Here is a 16610-nt window from a genome sequence, read left to right on the forward strand (position 1 = left end):
ACCAGTCAGCACAAATGATCGTGAGACCCGACGCCGAAAAACTCGCGAAATCCGCCCGCGCGGCGGCCGTGGAGGGCAAACTACCTCCGGTTGATTCGTGGGATCCGCCCTTCTGCGGCGATCTCGACATGCGGATCGCGCGCGACGGGACCTGGTTCTATCTCGGCACGCCGATCGGCCGGGCGCCGCTGGTGCGGCTGTTCTCGACCATCCTGAAGCGCGAGGGCGAGACGTATTTCCTGGTCACGCCGGTCGAGAAGGTGGGCATCACCGTCGAGGACGTGCCCTTCGTGGCGGTCGATTTCGAATGCAGCGGCGAGGGCGCGGCGCAGGTGCTGAGTTTCGTGACGAATGTCGGCGACCGGGTCGCCGCGGGGCCCGAGCACCCGATCCGGGTGGAGCGCGACCCCGAGACCGGCGAGCCTTCGCCTTACGTCCATGTCCGCGGCGGGCTGGAGGCGCGAATCGACCGCAAGAGTTTCTACCGGCTGGTCGAGATCGGCACGCGCGAACGTCACGCGGGCGAGGAGTGGTTCGGCCTCCGCTCGGGCGGCGTGTTCTTCCCGGTGATCCCGTCGGCCGAACTGCCCTGAGCGCCCGTGCCCCGGTTCTGCGCGAATCTCGATTTTTTGTTCACCGAGCGGCCCTTCCTCGACCGTTTCGCCGCCGCGCGGGCGGCGGGGTTCGAGGCGGTGGAGGTCCTTTTTCCCTACGACCACGACCCCGGCGAGATCGCCGCGCGCCTCGCCGGCGAGGGGCTGGCGCTCGCGCTGATCAACACCCCCGCGGGCGACTGGGCCGCGGGCGAGCGGGGCTTCGCCGCGCGGCCGGACGATGTTGTGCGGTTTCGCGAGGGTTTCCTGCGCGGCGCGGAACTGGCCGCACGGCTCGGGGCCCGGCACCTGCACCTCCTGGCCGGCTGTGCCGCGGGGCCGGAGGCGCAGGAGACCTATCGCGACAACCTCGCCTGGGCCGCCGACACCGCGCCCGGCCAGAACCTGACCATCGAGCCGATCAACCCGGTCGACATCCCCGGCTATTTCCTGGCCCGCTTCGACGATGCGATCGCCCTGCTCGACACGCTGGAACGCCCCAACCTGCATCTGCAATTCGACGCCTACCACGCAAGGCGCATCGCGGGCGACGTGCCGGGGCTCTGGTCGCGGGTGAAGGCGCGGGTTGCGCATGTGCAGGTGGCCTCGACGCCCGCTCGGGATGAACCCGTGGCCAGCGAGATCGACTATCTCGGATTCTTCGCGCGGCTCGATGCGGACGGCTACGACGGCTGGATAAGCGGGGAGTATCACCCTGCGGGCCGCACAGAGGACGGGCTTGGCTGGATGTCGATGGCCGGCTAGAGCGCGTCGCATTTAATCGGCCTCATAGCCGGCCGCCTTGAAGTAGTTGTAGCATTCTTGGTCTGAGAAGAGGTCGCAGACATGGCCGACGGCCGCCCAAAGTTGATCGTAGGTTCGCGCGGCTGCCTTCCTTATGAGCGACTTCAGCTTTGAGAACGCCATTTCGATGGGGTTCAGGTCCGGGCTGTAAGGCGGCAAGAACAGGAACCAGGTGCCAATCGCACGCAGGGACGCCGCTGCGGCCGGGGCCTTATGGCTCGACAGGTTGTCGAGAATGACAACGTCGCCTTTGCGCAGCGTCGGCCCCAGCTGGGTTTCGATGTAGAGGGCGAACATCTCGGCGTTCATCGCCCCGTCGATGATCCATGGTGCGTCGAGCCGGTCGTGGCGCAGGGCCGCGACGAAGGTCTGGGTGCGCCAATGTCCGAACGGCGCGTGATCGACGAGGCGCTGCCCGAACGGGGCCCAGCCGGTCGTCTTGGCCATGTTGGTTTTGACCGAGGTCTCGTCCACAAAGGCCAGCCGGTCCAGATGGTTGGCCATGAAGGGCTGGCGTTTCGCGATCCAGATGCGCCGCAGATCGGCGACATCCTTGCGCTTCTGCTCAAGCGCCTGCAGGTCTTTTTTCGTGCGTCAGACCAAGCCCGCGCAGCACCCGCCAGATCGTGCCGCGATGGACCTCGATGCCATGGGTTTCGGCCAGCTCAACGGCCAATTCATCGAGCGTGATCTCGCCCTTGGCGGCGACGCGGGCTTCGATCCAGCCGGTCACGCCCGCAAGCTTGCCGTGCCCGCCGCCATTGCCTTGGGGCCGGGGCTTGAGTGATCCGGTCTCGCGACGCAGTTTGATCAGCTCGTTCACGAACTTCGGCGATACCCGGAAGTGCCGTGCCGCTTCGCGATGCCCATGACCTTCGTCCACGAACGCGACGACACGCTCGCGTAGCTCTATCGGATGTGGTTTGCCCATCTATGACCCCCATATCTACCTCAAAGAGACGGAATCACATCACGGCCAATCTGGGAATCCTGAATCCGAAAGCCGGCGACACGCTCTAGCAGGCTGCTGAAAAACCTCGCTCTGGACGTCGGTTGAGGGACGTGATTCACCCCTTGGGCGGTTGCCGGAGGGGTTGGGATGCGGGGCGCGGACGAGACGAGCGGGTCGCTGTTCAGCTATGTTGACATCGAGGCGCGGATCCCGGCGCGGCATCCGTTGCGGCAGATCCGGCGGGTCGTGAACGAGGCTTTGGCCAGCCTCGATGCCGAGTTCGAGACGCTCTACGCCCCGGAGGGCCGGCCCTCGATCCCGCCGGAGCGGCTGATCCGGGCGAGCCTTCTACAGATCCTGTTCTCGGTACGCTCGGAGCGGCAGTTGATGGAGCAGATGGATTACAACCTCATGTTCCGCTGGTTCGTGGGCCTGGGGATCGACGACGCGGTCTGGGTCCCCACCGTCTTCACGAAGAACCGTGACCGGCTGCTGACCACCGACATGGCGCGCAAGGTGATGGGCGCGATCCTGGCTCACCGGGAGGTCGCACCGCTGCTGTCAGACGAGCACTTCTCGGTGGACGGCACGCTGATCAAGGCCTGGGCTTCCATGAAGAGCTTCCAGCCGAAGACCGAGGGCAGCCCGCCCGGCGCGGACGGGCCGGGTGACCCGCCGGGGGACACCGATCAGGATACCAGCCCCGACACCGCCCCTGCCCAGCCCGAAGCCGAGACCGTCCCGATGCCCAGCCCCAGCCGCCGCCACCGCAACGCCGAAGTCGACTTCCGCGGCGAGAAGCGCTCCAACGCCACCCATGCCTCGATCACCGACCCCGACGCGCGGCTGTTCCGCAAGTCGCAGGGGACGGGCGCGCTGCTCTGTTACATGGGGCATGCGCTGATGGAAAACCGCAATGGCTTCGTCGTCCAGGCCGACCTGACCCGCGCCGATGGCCATGCCGAACGCCGCGCCGCGCTCGACATGATCCACCGCCATTCCCCCGGCTCGACCCGCCGCCTCACGCTGGGCGCCGACAAGGGCTACGACAGCGCAGATTTCGTCGCCGATCTGCGACAGGCCCACGTCACGCCGCATGTCGCCCAGAAGGCCCGACACTCCGCCATCGACGGCAGAACCACCCGCCACCCCGGCTACGCCCTGTCCCAGACGCGCCGCAAGAAGATCGAAGAGCCCTTCGGCTGGGCCAAGACCGTCGGCGGCATGGCCCAGACCGTATACCGCGGCCTCGACCGCGTCGCCGCCCGCTTCACCTTCACCATGGCCGCCTGCAACCTCGCCAGACTGCCGAAGCTGCTGGCCGCCTGACGCCAAAGGCAGGGCCGAGACCAAGCACACAGAACAGACGACGCCGGCCTCACGGGTGAGGGTCAGGGAAATCCGTCCGGCCGCAAGAGAATTTCAGCGGCCTGCTAGGTGCCCCGGTCCCGGCGCTGCAACCCCTCGAAATGGAAGAGCTTCGGGTCCAGCAGGTGCGAGGGCCGGGCGTTCATCAGCGCGCGGAACATCTTCTGCCGGCGGCCCGGGTGGTTCGCCTCCCACTGGTCCAGCAGCGCCTTGACCTGCATCCGCTGCAGCCCGTCCTGGCTGCCGCAGAGATCGCAGGGGATGATCGGGTAATTCATCGCCCGCGCGAAGCGCTCGCAATCGGCCTCGGCCACATGGGCGAGCGGGCGGTAAACGAACAGGTCGCCCTCCTCGTTCACCAGCTTCGGCGGCATGGTGGCCAGCCGCGAACCGTGGAAGAGGTTCATCAAGAAGGTCTCGAGGATGTCGTCACGATGATGGCCCAGCACCACCGCCGAACAGCCCTCCTCGCGCGCGATCCGGTAGAGATGGCCGCGCCGAAGACGCGAGCACAGCGCGCAATAGGTGCGGCCCTCGGGGATCTTGTCGGTGACGATAGAATAGGTGTCGCGATACTCGATCCGATGCTGCACGCCCATCCGTTCGAGGAAGGCGGGCAGCACCGTCGAGGGGAAGCCCGGCTGCCCCTGGTCGAGATTGCAGACCAGCAGTTCCACCGGCAGGAGTCCGCGCCATTTCAGCTCGGTCAACGCCGCGAGCAGCGTGTAGCTGTCCTTGCCGCCCGAGAGGCAGACCAGCCAGCGGGCGCCGCGCTCGACCATGCCGTATTGCTCGATCGCTTCGCGGGTCTGGCGCACGATCCGCTTCCGCAGCTTCTTGAACTCGGTCGTGGAGGGGGCGCCCTCGAACAGCGGATGGATGTCGTCGGCAGTGTCGAACATGGGCGGCGCTCGCGTGAAAACTCGTGCGATATGGCAAGCCGGGTCGCGTTCGTAAAGCCCTTTGCGATTCGTCCAATCCCGTGAACACTGTGCCGCAGACGGCACAGGGCGGAGGCCACACCCATGGACTACATCTTCTGCGTGCGCAGCCTGCGCGGCGGGGAATTCTCGTCGAACCCCGGCGCGACCCATTTCCTGGAGGTGCCTGAAGACGCTGCCCGGCCCCTGCCCGACCACCGGACCACGAAAACCGCCTGGTTCAAGCGCGTGCAGGCTAAGGCGCAATCGGGCCACGAGACGGACTTTTCCCGTGGCGATATCGTGGTCTATGTCCATGGCTACAACAACAGCCAGGAAACGATGCTGGCCCGCCATCGGCGCATCCGTCAAGGGCTTGAGTCGCATGGTTTCGAGGGCGTCGTGGTCAGCTTCGACTGGCCCAGTGCCGACAGCGCGCTCAACTATCTCGAGGACCGGACAGACGCCAAGCAGACCGCCCTGCGGCTGGTCGACGAGGGCATCGCGGCCTTCGCCGCGCTCCAGCGGCCCGACTGCCGGATCAACCTGCACCTGTTGGCCCATTCGATGGGCGCGTTCGTGGTGCGCGAGGCGTTCGACGACGCTGACGACCGCCCGGCCATCGCGGCACACAGCTGGTCCGTCAGCCAGGTCATCCTGGTGGCCGCCGATATCTCGTCGGCCTCCTTGGAGGATGGCAATCCCAAGACCTCGTCGCTCTACCGGCACTGCGTGCGGCTGACGAACTACTACAACCCCTACGACCCGGTGCTGTCGCTGACCAACATCAAGCGGATCGGGGTGGCGCCCCGGGCCGGACGCATCGGCCTGCCGGACGACGTGCCCGGCAAGGCGGTCAATGTCTATTGCGGCGAGTATTTCGACCGGCACTGGGACCGGGCCGGACAGCAGGGCCGGATCGCCCATACCTGGTATTTCGACGACCCGCGCTTCATGGAGGACGTGTTCTACACCGTCCAGGGCGAAATGGACCGCAACGAATTTCCCACGCGCCTGCCCACGACCGCAGGCAATCTCGCGCTCAGGCCGTGACGCTCAGTCTTTGTGGCGGCTGTCAGGATCGGGGACGGGGTCGTAGCCACAGCCGCCCCATGGATTGCAGCGCGCGATTCGTTTCGCGGCCATCCACCCGCCCTTGAGCGCGCCGTGCTTTTCCAACGCCTCCAGCGCGTAGGCCGAACAGGTGGGCTGGTAGCGGCAGTTGAACCCGACCCAGGGCGAAAGCACCAGCCGGTAGGCGCGAATCGGCAGCGCGAAGAGGCGGGCAAGCGGGGTCATTTCCGGCCCCCGTGGACCGTGGCAAGCGCCCGTGTCAGGTCGGCCTGCATCTGGGCGAAGTCGCGCGTGGCGGTGATGTCGCGCCGCCCGATCAGCACGTAATCCCAGCCCGGCTGCCCCTGTGCCGGCAGGACCAGCCGGGCCACCTCGCGCAGCCGCCGCTTGGCGCGGTTGCGGGCGACGGCGTTGCCGACCTTCCTGGAGCAGGTGAAGCCCACGCGGATGCCCTCGGCCTCACCAAGCGCGCGCTCGCGCGCCTGTAGCACGAAGCCGGGTGTTCCCTGGCACCGGGCGCGGGATGCACGCAAGAAATCGGCCCGCTTTTTCAGGACTTGCGGACGCAAGGACACCGCCGGAGGCATGTCCGTGGCCTCCGGCTCCTTGCCTGCCACGCCTGCCCCCGGCGGTGTCATGTCTACAAGCGGCGCGGGGGTTACGCGCTCAGCTTCTTGCGGCCGCGGGCGCGGCGGGCGTTGAGGATCTTGCGGCCGGCCTTGGTGGCCATGCGCGCGCGAAACCCGTGGCGCCGCTTGCGGACCAGGTTCGAGGGTTGGAAAGTGCGTTTCATCGCGCTTCGCTCCGTTCGCTCGAGGCCATGCGCGCGAGAAGCCGCAGCGGCCCGGTGTTTTTCGAAGCCCGCTCAATAGGGGCTCGGGCCGGACAAGTCAATTCTTCCCGCGCCTGAAATCCTGCAACATTTCGCGGCCCGGCGCGCGGGCAATGTTACAGAGCCGCCGGGAAACGGGCGCGAACGGTGCCGCAGCGTCACCCCGGATCAATGCCCCGTGAAGCGCCTGTTGCCGACGGCGCGCAGCGCGCATGTTGCGCAGGTACTTTGCCTCAGCCACAGTCCGAGACGATGAGCCAGATAACCGAGACCGAAAAGCCCAGCCTTGCGCGCCGCCTGCCACTGCTCGTGATCCTCACGGTGGCGCTCGTCGGGGCGCTGACGCTGCGCGACCAGCTGTCGTTCGACGCGCTGGCCGACCACCGCGAGGCCTTGATCGGGTTTCGCGATGCGAACTATGCCGGCACGGTGCTCGGCTTCGTCGTGGCGTATGTCGTGATCGTCGCCTTTTCACTGCCCGGCGCCACGATCGCCACGCTCGCGGGCGGTTTCCTGTTCGGGGTGTTCCCCGGTGTCCTCTACAACGTGACCGCCGCGACGATCGGCGCGATCCTGATTTTCCTAGCAGCGCGCTGGGGGCTGGGCGACCGGCTGGCCGCGCGGGTCGATGCCTCCGAGGGTCGCGTGAAACGGCTGCGCGAGGGGCTGCGCGAGAACGAACTGTCGGTGCTGTTCCTGATCCGGCTGGTTCCGGCGGTGCCGTTCTTCGTGGCGAATTTGCTGCCGGCGCTGGTGGGTGTCGCGCTCGGACGGTTCGCCTTGACCACCTTCTTTGGTATCATGCCTGGGGCGCTGGTCTACACATGGGTGGGCGCGGGGCTCGGCACGGTCTTCGCCCGGGGCGAAACACCCGATCTGGGTATCATATTCGAGCCGCACGTCCTCGGCCCGCTGCTCGGCCTCGCCGCTCTGGCCGCGCTGCCGATGATCCTCCGCATCATTCGCCGGAGGCGCGCCTGACATGACGCGCCTCAAGACCGACCTCTGCATCATCGGTGCCGGGTCTGCCGGGCTGTCGCTCGCGGCCGGTGCGGTGCAGATGGGCGCCCGCGTGGTGCTCGTCGAAGGCCACAAGATGGGCGGCGACTGCCTGAACTACGGCTGCGTGCCGTCGAAAGCGCTGCTCGCCGCCGCCAGGCAAGCGCACACCGTAAGGACGGGCGGCTTCGGCATCGCGCCGGTCGAGCCGCGGATCGACTACGCCGCCGCGATGGATCACGTCCGCATGGCCATTGCGACCATCGAACCACATGACAGCGAAGAGCGGTTCTCGGGGCTGGGCGTGCGCGTGATCCGCGCATGGGGCCGGTTCCTGAACGCGCGCGAACTGGAAGCGGGCGAGCACATCATCCGCGCCCGCCGCTTCGTGATCGCCACCGGATCGCGCCCCTTCGTGCCGCCGATTCCGGGGCTGGACGACGTGCCCTACCTGACCAACGAGACGCTGTTCGACCTGCGCGCGCGGCCCGAGCACCTGATCGTCATCGGCGGTGGTCCCATCGGCATGGAGATGGCGCAGGCCCATGCCCGGCTCGGCGCGAAGGTCACGGTGATCGAGGGCGACCGGGCCTTGAGTCGCGACGACCCGGAACTGGCAGGGATCGTACTGGACCGGCTGCGGGCCGAGGGCGTCGATATCCGCGAAGGCGCCCCGGCCAAGCGGGTCTCGGGCCGTGCCGGCGCGATCTCGGTGGAGACCGCGCAGGGGCCTGTCACGGGCTCGCACCTCCTGGTCGCCGTCGGCCGCACGCCGTCGCTCGACCGTCTGAACCTTGCCGCCGCGGGGGTCGAAACCAGGAAGGCCGGCGTCTGGGTCGGCGACGATCTGCGCAGTACCAACCGGCGCATCTACGCCATCGGCGATGCCGCCGGCGGGATGCAGTTCACCCACGTTGCGGGCTACCACGCGGGCGTGGTCATCCGCCCGATCCTGCTCGGCTTGCCTGCGAAGGCGAAGACCGCGCATATCCCGCGCGTGACCTATACCGAGCCCGAGCTTGCGCAGATCGGCCCAACCGAGGCCGAGGCACGCGAGGCGCATGACGACAAGCTCACCGTCGCCCGTTTCGACTTTGCGGGGAACGACCGGGCCATCGCCACGGGCCAGACCGAAGGCATCATCAAGGTGCTGGTCGTCAAGGGCCGGCCGGTCGGCGTGTCGATCGTCGGGGCGGAGGCCGGCGAACTCATCGGCCCGTGGGCGCTCGCCCTGGCAAACGGGCTGAAGATGACCGCGCTTGCGAACATGGTTGCGCCCTATCCCACCCTCGGCGAGGTTAACAAGCGGGCGGCGGGTGCCTATTTCTCGCCCAAACTGTTCGATAATCCCTGGGTGAAGGGGGGCGTACGCGTGATCCAGCGCCTCGTGCCCTGAACCCGCGGGCCACAGGCGAGGGTCATGGTCCTGAATTCGCTCTCCGGCCGTTTCCTCCTGCTGACGATCCTCTTCGTCATGCTGGCCGAGGTGCTGATATTCGTCCCTTCCGTCGCCCGGTTCCGCGAGGACTACCTGCTGTCGCGGCTGGAGCGCGCGCAGATCGCCTCGCTCGCGCTTCTGACCACCGACGGCATGATCGAGGCCAAACTCGAGGCGGAACTGCTTGAGAACGCCGGGGTCTACAACGTCGTGCTGCGGCGCGACGAGGCGCGGGAACTGGTGCTGTCCTCGCCGATACCCGAGCCGGTGCATGCCAGCTTCGACCTGCGCGAGTCGGGGGCGATGGCGCTGATCCCCGATGCGCTGCGGCGCCTGGCCGACCCTGAGCCGCGGGTGATCCGGGTAATCGGCGAACCCGTGCGCGAGGCGGGCCAACTGATCGAAGTCACCATGGACACCGCCTCGCTGCGGGCGGCGATGATCGATTACGGGTTGCGCATCCTGTTGCTGTCGGCGGTGATCTCGGTGCTGACCGCGCTCTTGCTGTTCCTCGCCGTCCGCCGACTGCTCGTGGTGCCGATCAAACGCGTCGTCGGCGCGATGCAGCTTTATGCCGCCGCCCCCGAGGACAGCCGCCGTATCATCACCCCCAATGCGCGGGTGCGCGAACTCAACGAGGCGGAAACCGCCCTGCAAACGCTGCAGAACGAGTTGACCGGCGCGCTGAGGCAGAAGGAACGGCTGGCCCAACTCGGCGCCGCAGTCGCCAAGATCAGCCACGACCTGCGCAACATCCTGACCACCGCCCAGCTCTTCGCCGACCGGATGGAACGCAGCGAGGACCCCGCCGTGAAGCGGGCGGCCCCCAAGCTGGTGAACTCGATCAGTCGCGCAGTCAGCCTGTGCGAGACGACGCTCGCGTTCGGTCGGGCCCAAGAGCCGCCGCCGCGCCTGGAGCGGGTGAACCTCGCCGCCATCCTCAACGACGTTGTCGATGCAGAACGGCTGGCCGCGGGCGAGGAAGAGATTAGCTTTTCCGAGGATGTGCCCGCGGGCCTGACGCTCCGCGCCGACCCGGAACAACTCTACCGCGTGCTCACCAACCTCATCCGCAACGCCCGCCAGGCGATCGCGGCCACCGGGCGCCCCGGCGAGATCGGTATCCGGGCGGGGGAGGACGAGGACGCATGGACGATCCACGTCACCGATACCGGCCCCGGCTTGCCGCCGAAGGCACGCGAACACCTGTTTCAACCCTTCCAGGGCGGCACGCGCAAGGAAGGCACAGGGCTGGGCCTGGCCATCTCGGTGGAACTGGTGCGCGGCCATGGCGGCACGCTGGACCTCAAGCGGAGCGACGAGAGCGGAACGGAGTTCGAGATCCGCCTGCCGAAATCCGAGGCCGTTCTGTTTTCGGTCGAGCGCCCGGCCTCGTGACACGCCGCCCGAAACACAGCGCACGTTTGCCTCTTGCATTGCCGGTTCAGCGGCGTTACACCCCGCTCCCACGCGCTGGTAGCTCAGTTGGATAGAGTACTTGACTACGAATCAAGGGGTCGGGGGTTCGAATCCTCCCCAGCGCGCCACTCCTCCCTTTTCCAATTTAATCACTCTAAGGCATTGAACGTTGAGCCTGTTTGGGGGCTCGAAGTCCATTGTCGCGGTCGCCCCGTCCGCTGGGAGAGGCCGATCCGATGGCGCCTAACGGCGCTCGCACCACGTCGCGAGAGAGCACCAGCCGGGTGCCTTGCCATGGAGCCAAAGCGGCCCCCGAAGTCCAGGTCGCATGCCCTGCCCGCACGGCAGGGCGGAGAAATCCGCTCGTCCGGTCGCTGACGCCCCGTGCAGCAGGTCGCCGAAACGGTCGACAACACGGCCTTCGCACGCGGCGCTGGGCGACGGCACAGAAGCCGCCGCACAGGAGTTCCGGATCGGCGAAGGGCCGATTGAATGGCATCCGCGAGGGGGCTATGCAACGGGCCTCGCATCAGCAGGGAGGGATAGCCTTGGCTCGTATCATCTTTGTCACCGGCGGCGCTCGGTCTGGCAAGAGCCGCCATGCCGAGGCCCGCGTGCGGGCCTTTCCGGGCGAGCGCCTCTACATCGCCACCGCCCGCGCCGAGGACGACGAGATGCGGGCGCGGGTCGCCAAGCATATCGCCGACCGCGGGGAGGACTGGGCCACGGTCGAAGCCCCGGTGGACCTTGCGGCTGCGCTGGACCGGACCGATGGGCGCGGGCCGCGGCTGGTCGATTGTCTGACGCTTTGGCTGTCGAACCTGATGCTGGAGGGACGGGACTGGGAACCGGAGGCGGAGACGCTGCTCGCGGTGCTTGCCCGTCAGCAAAGCCCTGTGATCCTCGTCAGCAACGAGGTCGGAATGGGCATCGTGCCCGAGAACGCTTTGGCGCGCGCCTTCCGCGATGCGCAGGGGTGGCTGAACCAGCGTGTCGCCGCGATGGCGGATGAGGTGGAGTTCGTAGTCTCGGGGTTGCCACTGCGGGTCAAGGGCACGCCACCCGCTTGACGGCGCCCTTGCTTACGGCCAGTGTCGGACGCGTTCTGGTGCTCCCCTAGGGGAGTGAAAAGGGAAGCCGGTGCAAACCCGGCGCTGCCCCCGCAACTGTGAGCGGCGAGTCCCTGCCCGACAGCCACCGGCCGCAAGGCCGGGAAGGCGGGCGGATGGGCCGAGACCCGCAAGCCAGGAGACCTGCCAGAGCGTCGAACCGACCCCGGGCGGCGGGCCCGGAGGCAGGATGCGGATCCGGCCCTTCGCCGCGCCCGCACACCGGCGCCTCCTGTCCCCAACCCTGGTCAATGGCTTTCCCGAACCCTTTGGGTCGCGGAGGCCACCCACGACTCCTGTCGGCCGTGCGGGGTATGCGCGGACCGTCGGATCACCGAAAGGAGTTGCGTTCCATGCAGCCCAAGGACACGACCACGAACGAAGGCTTCAAGGGCTTCACCAACACGTCCTGCCCCTTCCTGCCCTGCCACCAGGGCGTGCAGCGCGAGTTCAACTGCCTGTTCTGCTACTGCCCGCTGATCGCCTATGAATGCCCCGGTCCCTACGAGGTCTTCACCGATGCCAACGGACTGACGCGCAAGGACTGCTCGGCCTGCACGCTGCCCCATGATGGCTATCATCAATCGTGGAACTTCATCCAGCGCTGGCTGGAATACCCCGTGGTCTGGTCCGGGAAGCCGCGGACAGATCCGCCCGTGCGTCGGCCAAGACCGCCGGGACAGGAGGGCGGCTCGGAGGATTAGAGCGGGCCGGCGTGGCGGTGGCGCTGCCCTTCGTGACCGAGGTCTGGCAGGTCTATCTGCTGATCTTCCTGCTGCAATGGGCCTCGGCCGCCTTCACCCCGACCTTCCAAGCGACCGTTCCCGACGTGCTGCCCGACGAGTCGCGCTATACTCGCGCGCTGTCGCTGTCGCGGCTAGCCGGGAGGCTGATGACCTTTTGGGGCGCTTGGATGATGGCCCACATTCTTCTGGCCGGGCTAGCGCCAGCCGGTTTGGCGCTAGCCCGGCGGGTCTGGCCCGAGCCCCAAAAGCTGAGGCGCGCGGCGTTCATCGGGCCACCCCGTTTGCGATGCTGCCCGCAATGCTGGCCGAATACCGTTCCGCCATCGTCGCGCCCTCTGCCATCGCCGCCGATGACACCGTCACCGCGCTAACCGTAACCGGCGCCTATCGGGTGGCGCAGCTTGCTGTTCGATCCATAGCTGCGACAGATTATCCGACAAAAACGCCAGGATATGTGCTGGCCTGAATTCCAGCGGCCCCAGCCACCCGAATGCGAGCCAGGTCGATCCGCGGCAATCACGTGGAGACACCATGCTCGAAATCGACGACCTTCATGTTGACGTGGCCGGCATGACCGTTCTTTCTGGCATAGATCTGACGCTGAAACCCGGCGAGTTGCATGTTCTGCTCGGCCCCAACGGCTCGGGCAAGTCGAGCCTGCTGGCGACCATCCTCGGGCTGCCGCCCTACCGGGTGACGCGGGGCACGATCCGGCTGGACGGCAAGCCGCTTGCCGACTTGCCGCAGCAGGAGCGGGCCCGGCTTGGTATCGGGATGGCGTTCCAGCGCCCGCCGAGCCTCGACGGCGTGTCGGTGAGGGCCTTCGCCGCGGCGCTTGGGGCCGAGGAGACGCTTGCCCGCGAGGCTGCGGCACTCGATCTTGTCGACTTTCTGCGGCGCGACATGAATGTCGGTTTCTCGCGCGGCGAGATAAAGCGCTGGGAAATCCTCAAGCTGCTCCTGCAGAACCCCCGGCTGATGCTTTTCGACGAACCCGAAAGCGGGGTCGACCTGGAACATGTCATGGCGATCGGTCACCCACGACATCACGATGATCGACGAGGGCGCCGAGGTCGAGATGATTTCGGGCTCGGCGGTGCCGCGCGAGGTTCGCAAGGGCCCGCGCGTCTCGATCGGCGAGACCTACATGCGGGCCAACGCAAAATGCAGGTCGGTCACGATCGAGCATTGGGGCGCCGAGATGGAAGTCTGTTCCTACGGCTATTCCCGGATGGAGGCGGGGGCATCGTCGGCATCCACCGCGATCATGATGTCGCCGATCCGGCACCACAGCAGCCAGTCGGTCTCGGCGCTCGGGGCCGGGGCGAGCGTGGTGTCGCAGTCGATCGTCTTCGCCCCCCAAGGCACCAATCGGATACTGGAGAGCGAAACCCGGCTGACGGCGGCGGGTGCCCGGTCGAAGGACGTGACGCGCGGCCACCATGATCACCGAGGCGAAATCCGGGGGCATGTAGGCCTGCCCCGTGTCCGGCGATCAGGAAGCGTCGCGAGTCACGTCGGTGGCGAAGAGCGCAACGAAGTCGTCCTGCGGCATCGGCTTGCCGAACAGGTAGCCCTGGCCCTGATCCACCCCGATGGCGCGAATGACGTCGCGCTCGTCAGCGGTTTCGATGCCCTCGCAGATCAGCGTCAGCCCGAGTTCGGCCGTCAGCATCCTGACCGACCTGACAATGGCCGCGTTCGCGCCGCCCTCGGCGACGTCCTGCATGAACATCCGATCCAGCTTGATCTTGTCGAGCGGGAGGGACGAGAGATAACCGAAGGACGCGAAGCCCGAGCCGAAATCGTCCAACGCGAGCGATGGTCCCAGGGACCGGAGGCGTTCGAGGGTGCCGATAAGCTCGGGCGCACCCGACACGAACATCGACTCCGTGATCTCGACATGAAGCCTCTGCGGATCGAGCCCCGAGGCCTCGAGCGCCTGCGTGACGTCGTGCTCGACATCGCTTCGCTGAAACTGGAGCGGCGAGACATTTACCGCGACGGTCGTGCCGGCCGGCCACCGCAGCGCGTCGCGGCAGGCCCGCTCCAGAACCCAGCGGCCAAGCTCCTCGATGAACCCGTTGCCTTCGGCGAGTTCGATGAACTCGCCGGGCGAGACCATGCCGAATTCGGGGTGCCGCCAACGGACCAGCGCCTCGGCACCGATGACCGTCATGCCCGCAAGACGGATCTGGGGCTGATATACGAGGAACATTTCGTCGTTCTGGATCGAGGACCAGAGCGCGCGTTCCAGGTTGCGCAGGCGGGCATGCCGCTCGGAGGACTGCGCGTCGAAGAAGCGGGAGCCGTCCCCGGCCGTCTGGCGCGCCTCGTCAAGGGCGAGTTCCGCCTGGACCAGCAATCTCTCGGCCGTATCGCCCGCGTCGGCCTGGATGGCGATCCCCAGCCGGATGCCCGTCCGCGCCGAAGAGCCGCCAAGACGGTAAGGCTGCGACAGCGAGGTGATCAGCCCCTCCCCCATGAGCCCCGCGGTCAGGCGATCCGCTTCCGCGCAGAACAACGCGAACGTGTCGCCACCAAGGCGCGCCACCTCGGCCAGGTGCGGGTCGGTCAGTTCGATCCGCTTGACGAAGGCACGCAAGAGATCGTCGCCCACCTGCCGCCCGAGTGTCGCGTTGACCGTCTTGAACCGATGAAGATTGAGCGCAAAGACGGCGTGGCCCGTGCCGGTCTCCAGACTGGACCTCAGGCGCGCGAGAAACTCGGCCCGGTTCATCGCTCCGGTCAGTTCATCGAAGCGCGCCATGTGATCCAGACGCGCCTCCTGGGCGCGCGTGAGGGTCACGTCGCGGGCCGTCACGCATCCGACAACGACATCGTCAAGCGCGTGCTGCGTCCGCGACGCCCTTTGCAGGCGGGACGGCGTGACCGTGTACTCGATGCGCACAGTGTCCTCGCCGCGTCGAAAGGCAAGTTCGTGCGGTCCCGGGTCCTCGACGTCTCCATTGCGAAACGCGACCATGGCCGCCTGCGCCTGCGCGGCCATTTCGGGGGGGACGGTCTCGGCCAGCCGCCTCTCTTGCCCATCGATCTCGAACAGCTCCCGCGCACGTCGGCTCATTTCGATGACGGTGCCTTTTTCGTCCACCACGACGATGGCGTCGGAACTGTCGGTGATAATCCGGCGCAGCACGCGATGCATGTTGGTGCTTTGCGTCGTGGCCAGGCGCACCAGCCACCACCTGAGGTCGAGTTCGCGCGCCATCATGACCAGGCTGGTGACCGCCAAGGCCAGGATCATGATCGCACTCGGCAGCTCGAGTGCAGTGCGTGCGAACAGGACATGCCCGCCCGCTTCGCTCGCGGCGGCAAGCAGGGCGTAGAGTCCGATCAGCCAGCGCAACCGGCCGCCAAGCGGGGAAAGGGCCGCCCCGACCGCAATGACCGCAATCAGGGCGAGGAAGGGCCAGGCCGCCAGGCGAACCGGTGCGATCCCCGCAGCCAGGGTTTCGGCGGCAAGGATGTGCAGCATCGGACCGGAAAGGATGCCGTGGACGGGAACCGAAAAGCGGTCGCCCAACTCGATGGCATGCGCGCCCACGACCACCGAGCGGCCTGCGATTTTCTCGGGCGGGATGCGGCCTTCGAGGAGGTCGACGACGGAATAGCGTGATACCGAGTCCTGCCGAAGGCCGAAATTCACTTCGAAGGATGTGCTCGGCGTGCCAAAAACTCCCGAAAGCGTGGACGCCGCGGAGGGCACGTCCTCATCGGCAATGAGTTGCCCGAACGGATAGCGGCGTACCCGACCGTCGGCGTCGGGCGTGACGTTGACCGAAACAAGCCACGAATGCGTACGAAACATCGCAAGCGGGAGGTTGGTGGTCTCGGCTGCCTCTTCGGCATGCACACCTCCGGCCTGCTTGAAGGCCGGCAGCATCACGACGCCGCCTTGCTTCTGCAAAGCGTCGACCAGAATCGTATCGGATCGGCTGTCCGATGCCGTGCTGAGGTCGATATCGAGGAGTATTTCGGTGGCGCCCAGATCGGCCAGGGCAGTGACCACCTGCGCGTGAAGTTCCCGCGGCCACGGCCAGACCCCTATCGCATCGAGGCTTTTCTTGTCGATGGCAAGGAAGACGATGCCGCCACTGGCGTCGTGTTGGACCGACGCCATGCGGTGTTCGCTTTCCGCATTTTTCGCCCCGTCGAGCGCCCCAACATGGTCGAGCGTGGCGGCGACCAGGGCCACGAGGATGGGTGCCCAGAAGCGGAAAGTCAGCCACCGTGTCATGAGGGGCCTCGCGTCACCCGAAACTGCGGCTCTGACGCCCGCGTCGACCGGGGGCGGGCCAAAGCGCCCGCCCCCGGAGGCAGAGGGTGCCGATTGTC

At 67.1% G+C, this 16610-nt stretch carries 17 protein-coding genes, 1 tRNA gene, 3 pseudogenes and 1 riboswitch; of the genes and pseudogenes, 14 read left to right on the top strand and 7 right to left on the bottom strand.

Annotated elements, in window-relative coordinates:
- Window positions 1-14 precede the first annotated feature (14 nt).
- Both BUR28_RS09980 and BUR28_RS09985 read left to right on the top strand, forming a co-directional pair.
- A complete protein-coding gene (locus BUR28_RS09980) occupies window positions 15-593 on the top strand; it encodes a DUF1285 domain-containing protein (RefSeq protein ID WP_254813727.1) in 579 nt (192 codons plus the stop codon).
- A gap of 6 nt (window positions 594-599) precedes the next feature.
- Window positions 600-1358, top strand: coding sequence for a hydroxypyruvate isomerase family protein (locus BUR28_RS09985; protein WP_074219984.1), 759 nt, complete (start codon window positions 600-602; stop codon window positions 1356-1358).
- A 12-nt stretch (window positions 1359-1370) separates the two neighbouring features.
- Here BUR28_RS09985 and BUR28_RS20405 read toward each other — a convergent pair whose 3' ends face one another.
- Both BUR28_RS20405 and BUR28_RS20410 read right to left on the bottom strand, forming a co-directional pair.
- Window positions 1371-1976, bottom strand: coding sequence for an IS630 family transposase (locus BUR28_RS20405; RefSeq protein WP_139307549.1), 606 nt, complete (start codon window positions 1974-1976; stop codon window positions 1371-1373).
- On the bottom strand, window positions 1963-2328 hold the full coding sequence (locus BUR28_RS20410) for a helix-turn-helix domain-containing protein (RefSeq protein ID WP_074218878.1): 366 nt from the start codon (window positions 2326-2328) through the stop codon (window positions 1963-1965). Before BUR28_RS20410 ends, BUR28_RS20405 begins: the two co-directional genes overlap by 14 nt.
- 168 nt (window positions 2329-2496) lie before the next feature.
- Here BUR28_RS20410 and BUR28_RS10000 point away from each other — a divergent pair, with 168 nt between their 5' ends.
- Window positions 2497-3678: an IS5 family transposase gene (locus BUR28_RS10000; RefSeq protein ID WP_074218829.1), complete on the top strand. Its 1182-nt coding sequence runs from the start codon at window positions 2497-2499 to the stop codon at window positions 3676-3678.
- Between the two features lie 104 nt (window positions 3679-3782).
- Here BUR28_RS10000 and ttcA read toward each other — a convergent pair whose 3' ends face one another.
- Window positions 3783-4619, bottom strand: coding sequence for a tRNA 2-thiocytidine(32) synthetase TtcA (gene ttcA / locus BUR28_RS10005; RefSeq protein WP_074219986.1), 837 nt, complete (start codon window positions 4617-4619; stop codon window positions 3783-3785).
- 123 nt (window positions 4620-4742) lie between these two features.
- Between ttcA and BUR28_RS10010 the strand changes: the two genes are divergently transcribed.
- The gene (locus tag BUR28_RS10010) at window positions 4743-5690 is read left to right on the top strand and encodes an alpha/beta fold hydrolase (RefSeq protein WP_074219987.1); all 948 of its coding nucleotides are present in this window, start codon (window positions 4743-4745) and stop codon (window positions 5688-5690) included.
- A gap of 3 nt (window positions 5691-5693) precedes the next feature.
- Here BUR28_RS10010 and yidD read toward each other — a convergent pair whose 3' ends face one another.
- Genes yidD through rpmH form a run of 3 tightly spaced genes read right to left on the bottom strand, consistent with a single transcriptional unit; the run spans window position 5694 to window position 6504 of the window.
- Complete coding sequence (yidD, locus tag BUR28_RS10015; protein WP_074219988.1) at window positions 5694-5936, bottom strand: membrane protein insertion efficiency factor YidD; 243 nt, start codon at window positions 5934-5936, stop codon at window positions 5694-5696.
- Window positions 5933-6349, bottom strand: coding sequence for a ribonuclease P protein component (rnpA, locus tag BUR28_RS10020; RefSeq protein WP_074219989.1), 417 nt, complete (start codon window positions 6347-6349; stop codon window positions 5933-5935). The genes yidD and rnpA overlap by 4 nt, the downstream gene beginning before the upstream one ends.
- Before the next feature lie 20 nt (window positions 6350-6369).
- Window positions 6370-6504, bottom strand: coding sequence for a 50S ribosomal protein L34 (gene rpmH / locus BUR28_RS10025; protein ID WP_074219990.1), 135 nt, complete (start codon window positions 6502-6504; stop codon window positions 6370-6372).
- Between the two features lie 291 nt (window positions 6505-6795).
- On the opposite strand from rpmH, the gene BUR28_RS10030 reads away from it, so the two are divergent.
- The 10 genes and pseudogenes from BUR28_RS10030 to BUR28_RS20795 form a co-directional block, all read left to right on the top strand.
- Window positions 6796-7524 (top strand): TVP38/TMEM64 family protein, encoded by a 729-nt coding sequence (locus tag BUR28_RS10030; protein ID WP_074219991.1) that lies wholly within the window; start codon window positions 6796-6798, stop codon window positions 7522-7524.
- Window position 7525: 1 nt separating this feature from the next.
- On the top strand, window positions 7526-8938 hold the full coding sequence (locus tag BUR28_RS10035; RefSeq protein ID WP_074219992.1) for a dihydrolipoyl dehydrogenase family protein: 1413 nt from the start codon (window positions 7526-7528) through the stop codon (window positions 8936-8938).
- 24 nt (window positions 8939-8962) lie between these two features.
- The gene (locus BUR28_RS10040) at window positions 8963-10378 is read left to right on the top strand and encodes a sensor histidine kinase (RefSeq protein ID WP_074219993.1); all 1416 of its coding nucleotides are present in this window, start codon (window positions 8963-8965) and stop codon (window positions 10376-10378) included.
- Window positions 10379-10450: 72 nt separating this feature from the next.
- Window positions 10451-10527: transfer RNA gene (locus tag BUR28_RS10045), tRNA-Arg, on the top strand.
- A 420-nt stretch (window positions 10528-10947) separates the two neighbouring features.
- Window positions 10948-11469 carry a bifunctional adenosylcobinamide kinase/adenosylcobinamide-phosphate guanylyltransferase gene (cobU, locus tag BUR28_RS10050; protein WP_217693516.1) on the top strand — a complete coding sequence of 174 codons (522 nt, stop codon included), beginning with the start codon at window positions 10948-10950 and terminating at the stop codon, window positions 11467-11469.
- Between the two features lie 19 nt (window positions 11470-11488).
- Window positions 11489-11675: riboswitch (cobalamin riboswitch) on the top strand.
- A gap of 186 nt (window positions 11676-11861) precedes the next feature.
- Complete coding sequence (locus tag BUR28_RS10055; protein ID WP_074219995.1) at window positions 11862-12212, top strand: cysteine-rich small domain-containing protein; 351 nt, start codon at window positions 11862-11864, stop codon at window positions 12210-12212.
- Window positions 12209-12391, top strand: a pseudogene (locus BUR28_RS10060) (MFS transporter); the annotation flags it as partial. The gene BUR28_RS10055 and the pseudogene BUR28_RS10060, both read left to right, overlap by 4 nt.
- Window positions 12392-12552: 161 nt before the next feature.
- Window positions 12553-12720, top strand: coding sequence for a hypothetical protein (locus tag BUR28_RS20065; RefSeq protein WP_175566861.1), 168 nt, complete (start codon window positions 12553-12555; stop codon window positions 12718-12720).
- A gap of 104 nt (window positions 12721-12824) precedes the next feature.
- Window positions 12825-13190: pseudogene (locus BUR28_RS20790) on the top strand (ATP-binding cassette domain-containing protein); the annotation flags it as partial.
- A 142-nt stretch (window positions 13191-13332) separates the two neighbouring features.
- Window positions 13333-13650 (top strand): annotated as a pseudogene (locus tag BUR28_RS20795) (hypothetical protein); the annotation flags it as partial.
- 99 nt (window positions 13651-13749) lie between these two features.
- Here the strand turns inward: BUR28_RS20795 and BUR28_RS10070 are convergent.
- Entirely contained in the window at window positions 13750-16470 is a 2721-nt protein-coding gene (locus BUR28_RS10070; RefSeq protein ID WP_175566930.1) for an EAL domain-containing protein, read from the bottom strand.
- Window positions 16471-16610: the final 140 nt, after the last annotated feature.

This window comes from Rhodovulum sp. ES.010 (genome assembly GCF_900142935.1).
In the GTDB taxonomy this organism is placed as follows: Bacteria; Pseudomonadota; Alphaproteobacteria; order Rhodobacterales; family Rhodobacteraceae; genus Rhodovulum.

What these genes read in the sequence shown, in the direction of transcription:
- ttcA (WP_074219986.1), bottom strand. Translation starts at nt 4,619, where the DNA reads ATGTTCGACACTGCCGACGACATCCATCCGCTGTTCGAGGGCGCCCCC.
- BUR28_RS10055 (WP_074219995.1), top strand. Translation starts at nt 11,862, where the DNA reads ATGCAGCCCAAGGACACGACCACGAACGAAGGCTTCAAGGGCTTCACC.
- BUR28_RS20065 (WP_175566861.1), top strand. Translation starts at nt 12,553, where the DNA reads ATGCTGGCCGAATACCGTTCCGCCATCGTCGCGCCCTCTGCCATCGCC.
- yidD (WP_074219988.1), bottom strand. Translation starts at nt 5,936, where the DNA reads ATGACCCCGCTTGCCCGCCTCTTCGCGCTGCCGATTCGCGCCTACCGG.
- BUR28_RS10010 (WP_074219987.1), top strand. Translation starts at nt 4,743, where the DNA reads ATGGACTACATCTTCTGCGTGCGCAGCCTGCGCGGCGGGGAATTCTCG.
- BUR28_RS10030 (WP_074219991.1), top strand. Translation starts at nt 6,796, where the DNA reads ATGAGCCAGATAACCGAGACCGAAAAGCCCAGCCTTGCGCGCCGCCTG.
- BUR28_RS10000 (WP_074218829.1), top strand. Translation starts at nt 2,497, where the DNA reads ATGCGGGGCGCGGACGAGACGAGCGGGTCGCTGTTCAGCTATGTTGAC.
- BUR28_RS10035 (WP_074219992.1), top strand. Translation starts at nt 7,526, where the DNA reads ATGACGCGCCTCAAGACCGACCTCTGCATCATCGGTGCCGGGTCTGCC.
- BUR28_RS10040 (WP_074219993.1), top strand. Translation starts at nt 8,963, where the DNA reads ATGGTCCTGAATTCGCTCTCCGGCCGTTTCCTCCTGCTGACGATCCTC.
- BUR28_RS20410 (WP_074218878.1), bottom strand. Translation starts at nt 2,328, where the DNA reads ATGGGCAAACCACATCCGATAGAGCTACGCGAGCGTGTCGTCGCGTTC.
- rpmH (WP_074219990.1), bottom strand. Translation starts at nt 6,504, where the DNA reads ATGAAACGCACTTTCCAACCCTCGAACCTGGTCCGCAAGCGGCGCCAC.
- BUR28_RS09980 (WP_254813727.1), top strand. Translation starts at nt 15, where the DNA reads ATGATCGTGAGACCCGACGCCGAAAAACTCGCGAAATCCGCCCGCGCG.
- rnpA (WP_074219989.1), bottom strand. Translation starts at nt 6,349, where the DNA reads ATGACACCGCCGGGGGCAGGCGTGGCAGGCAAGGAGCCGGAGGCCACG.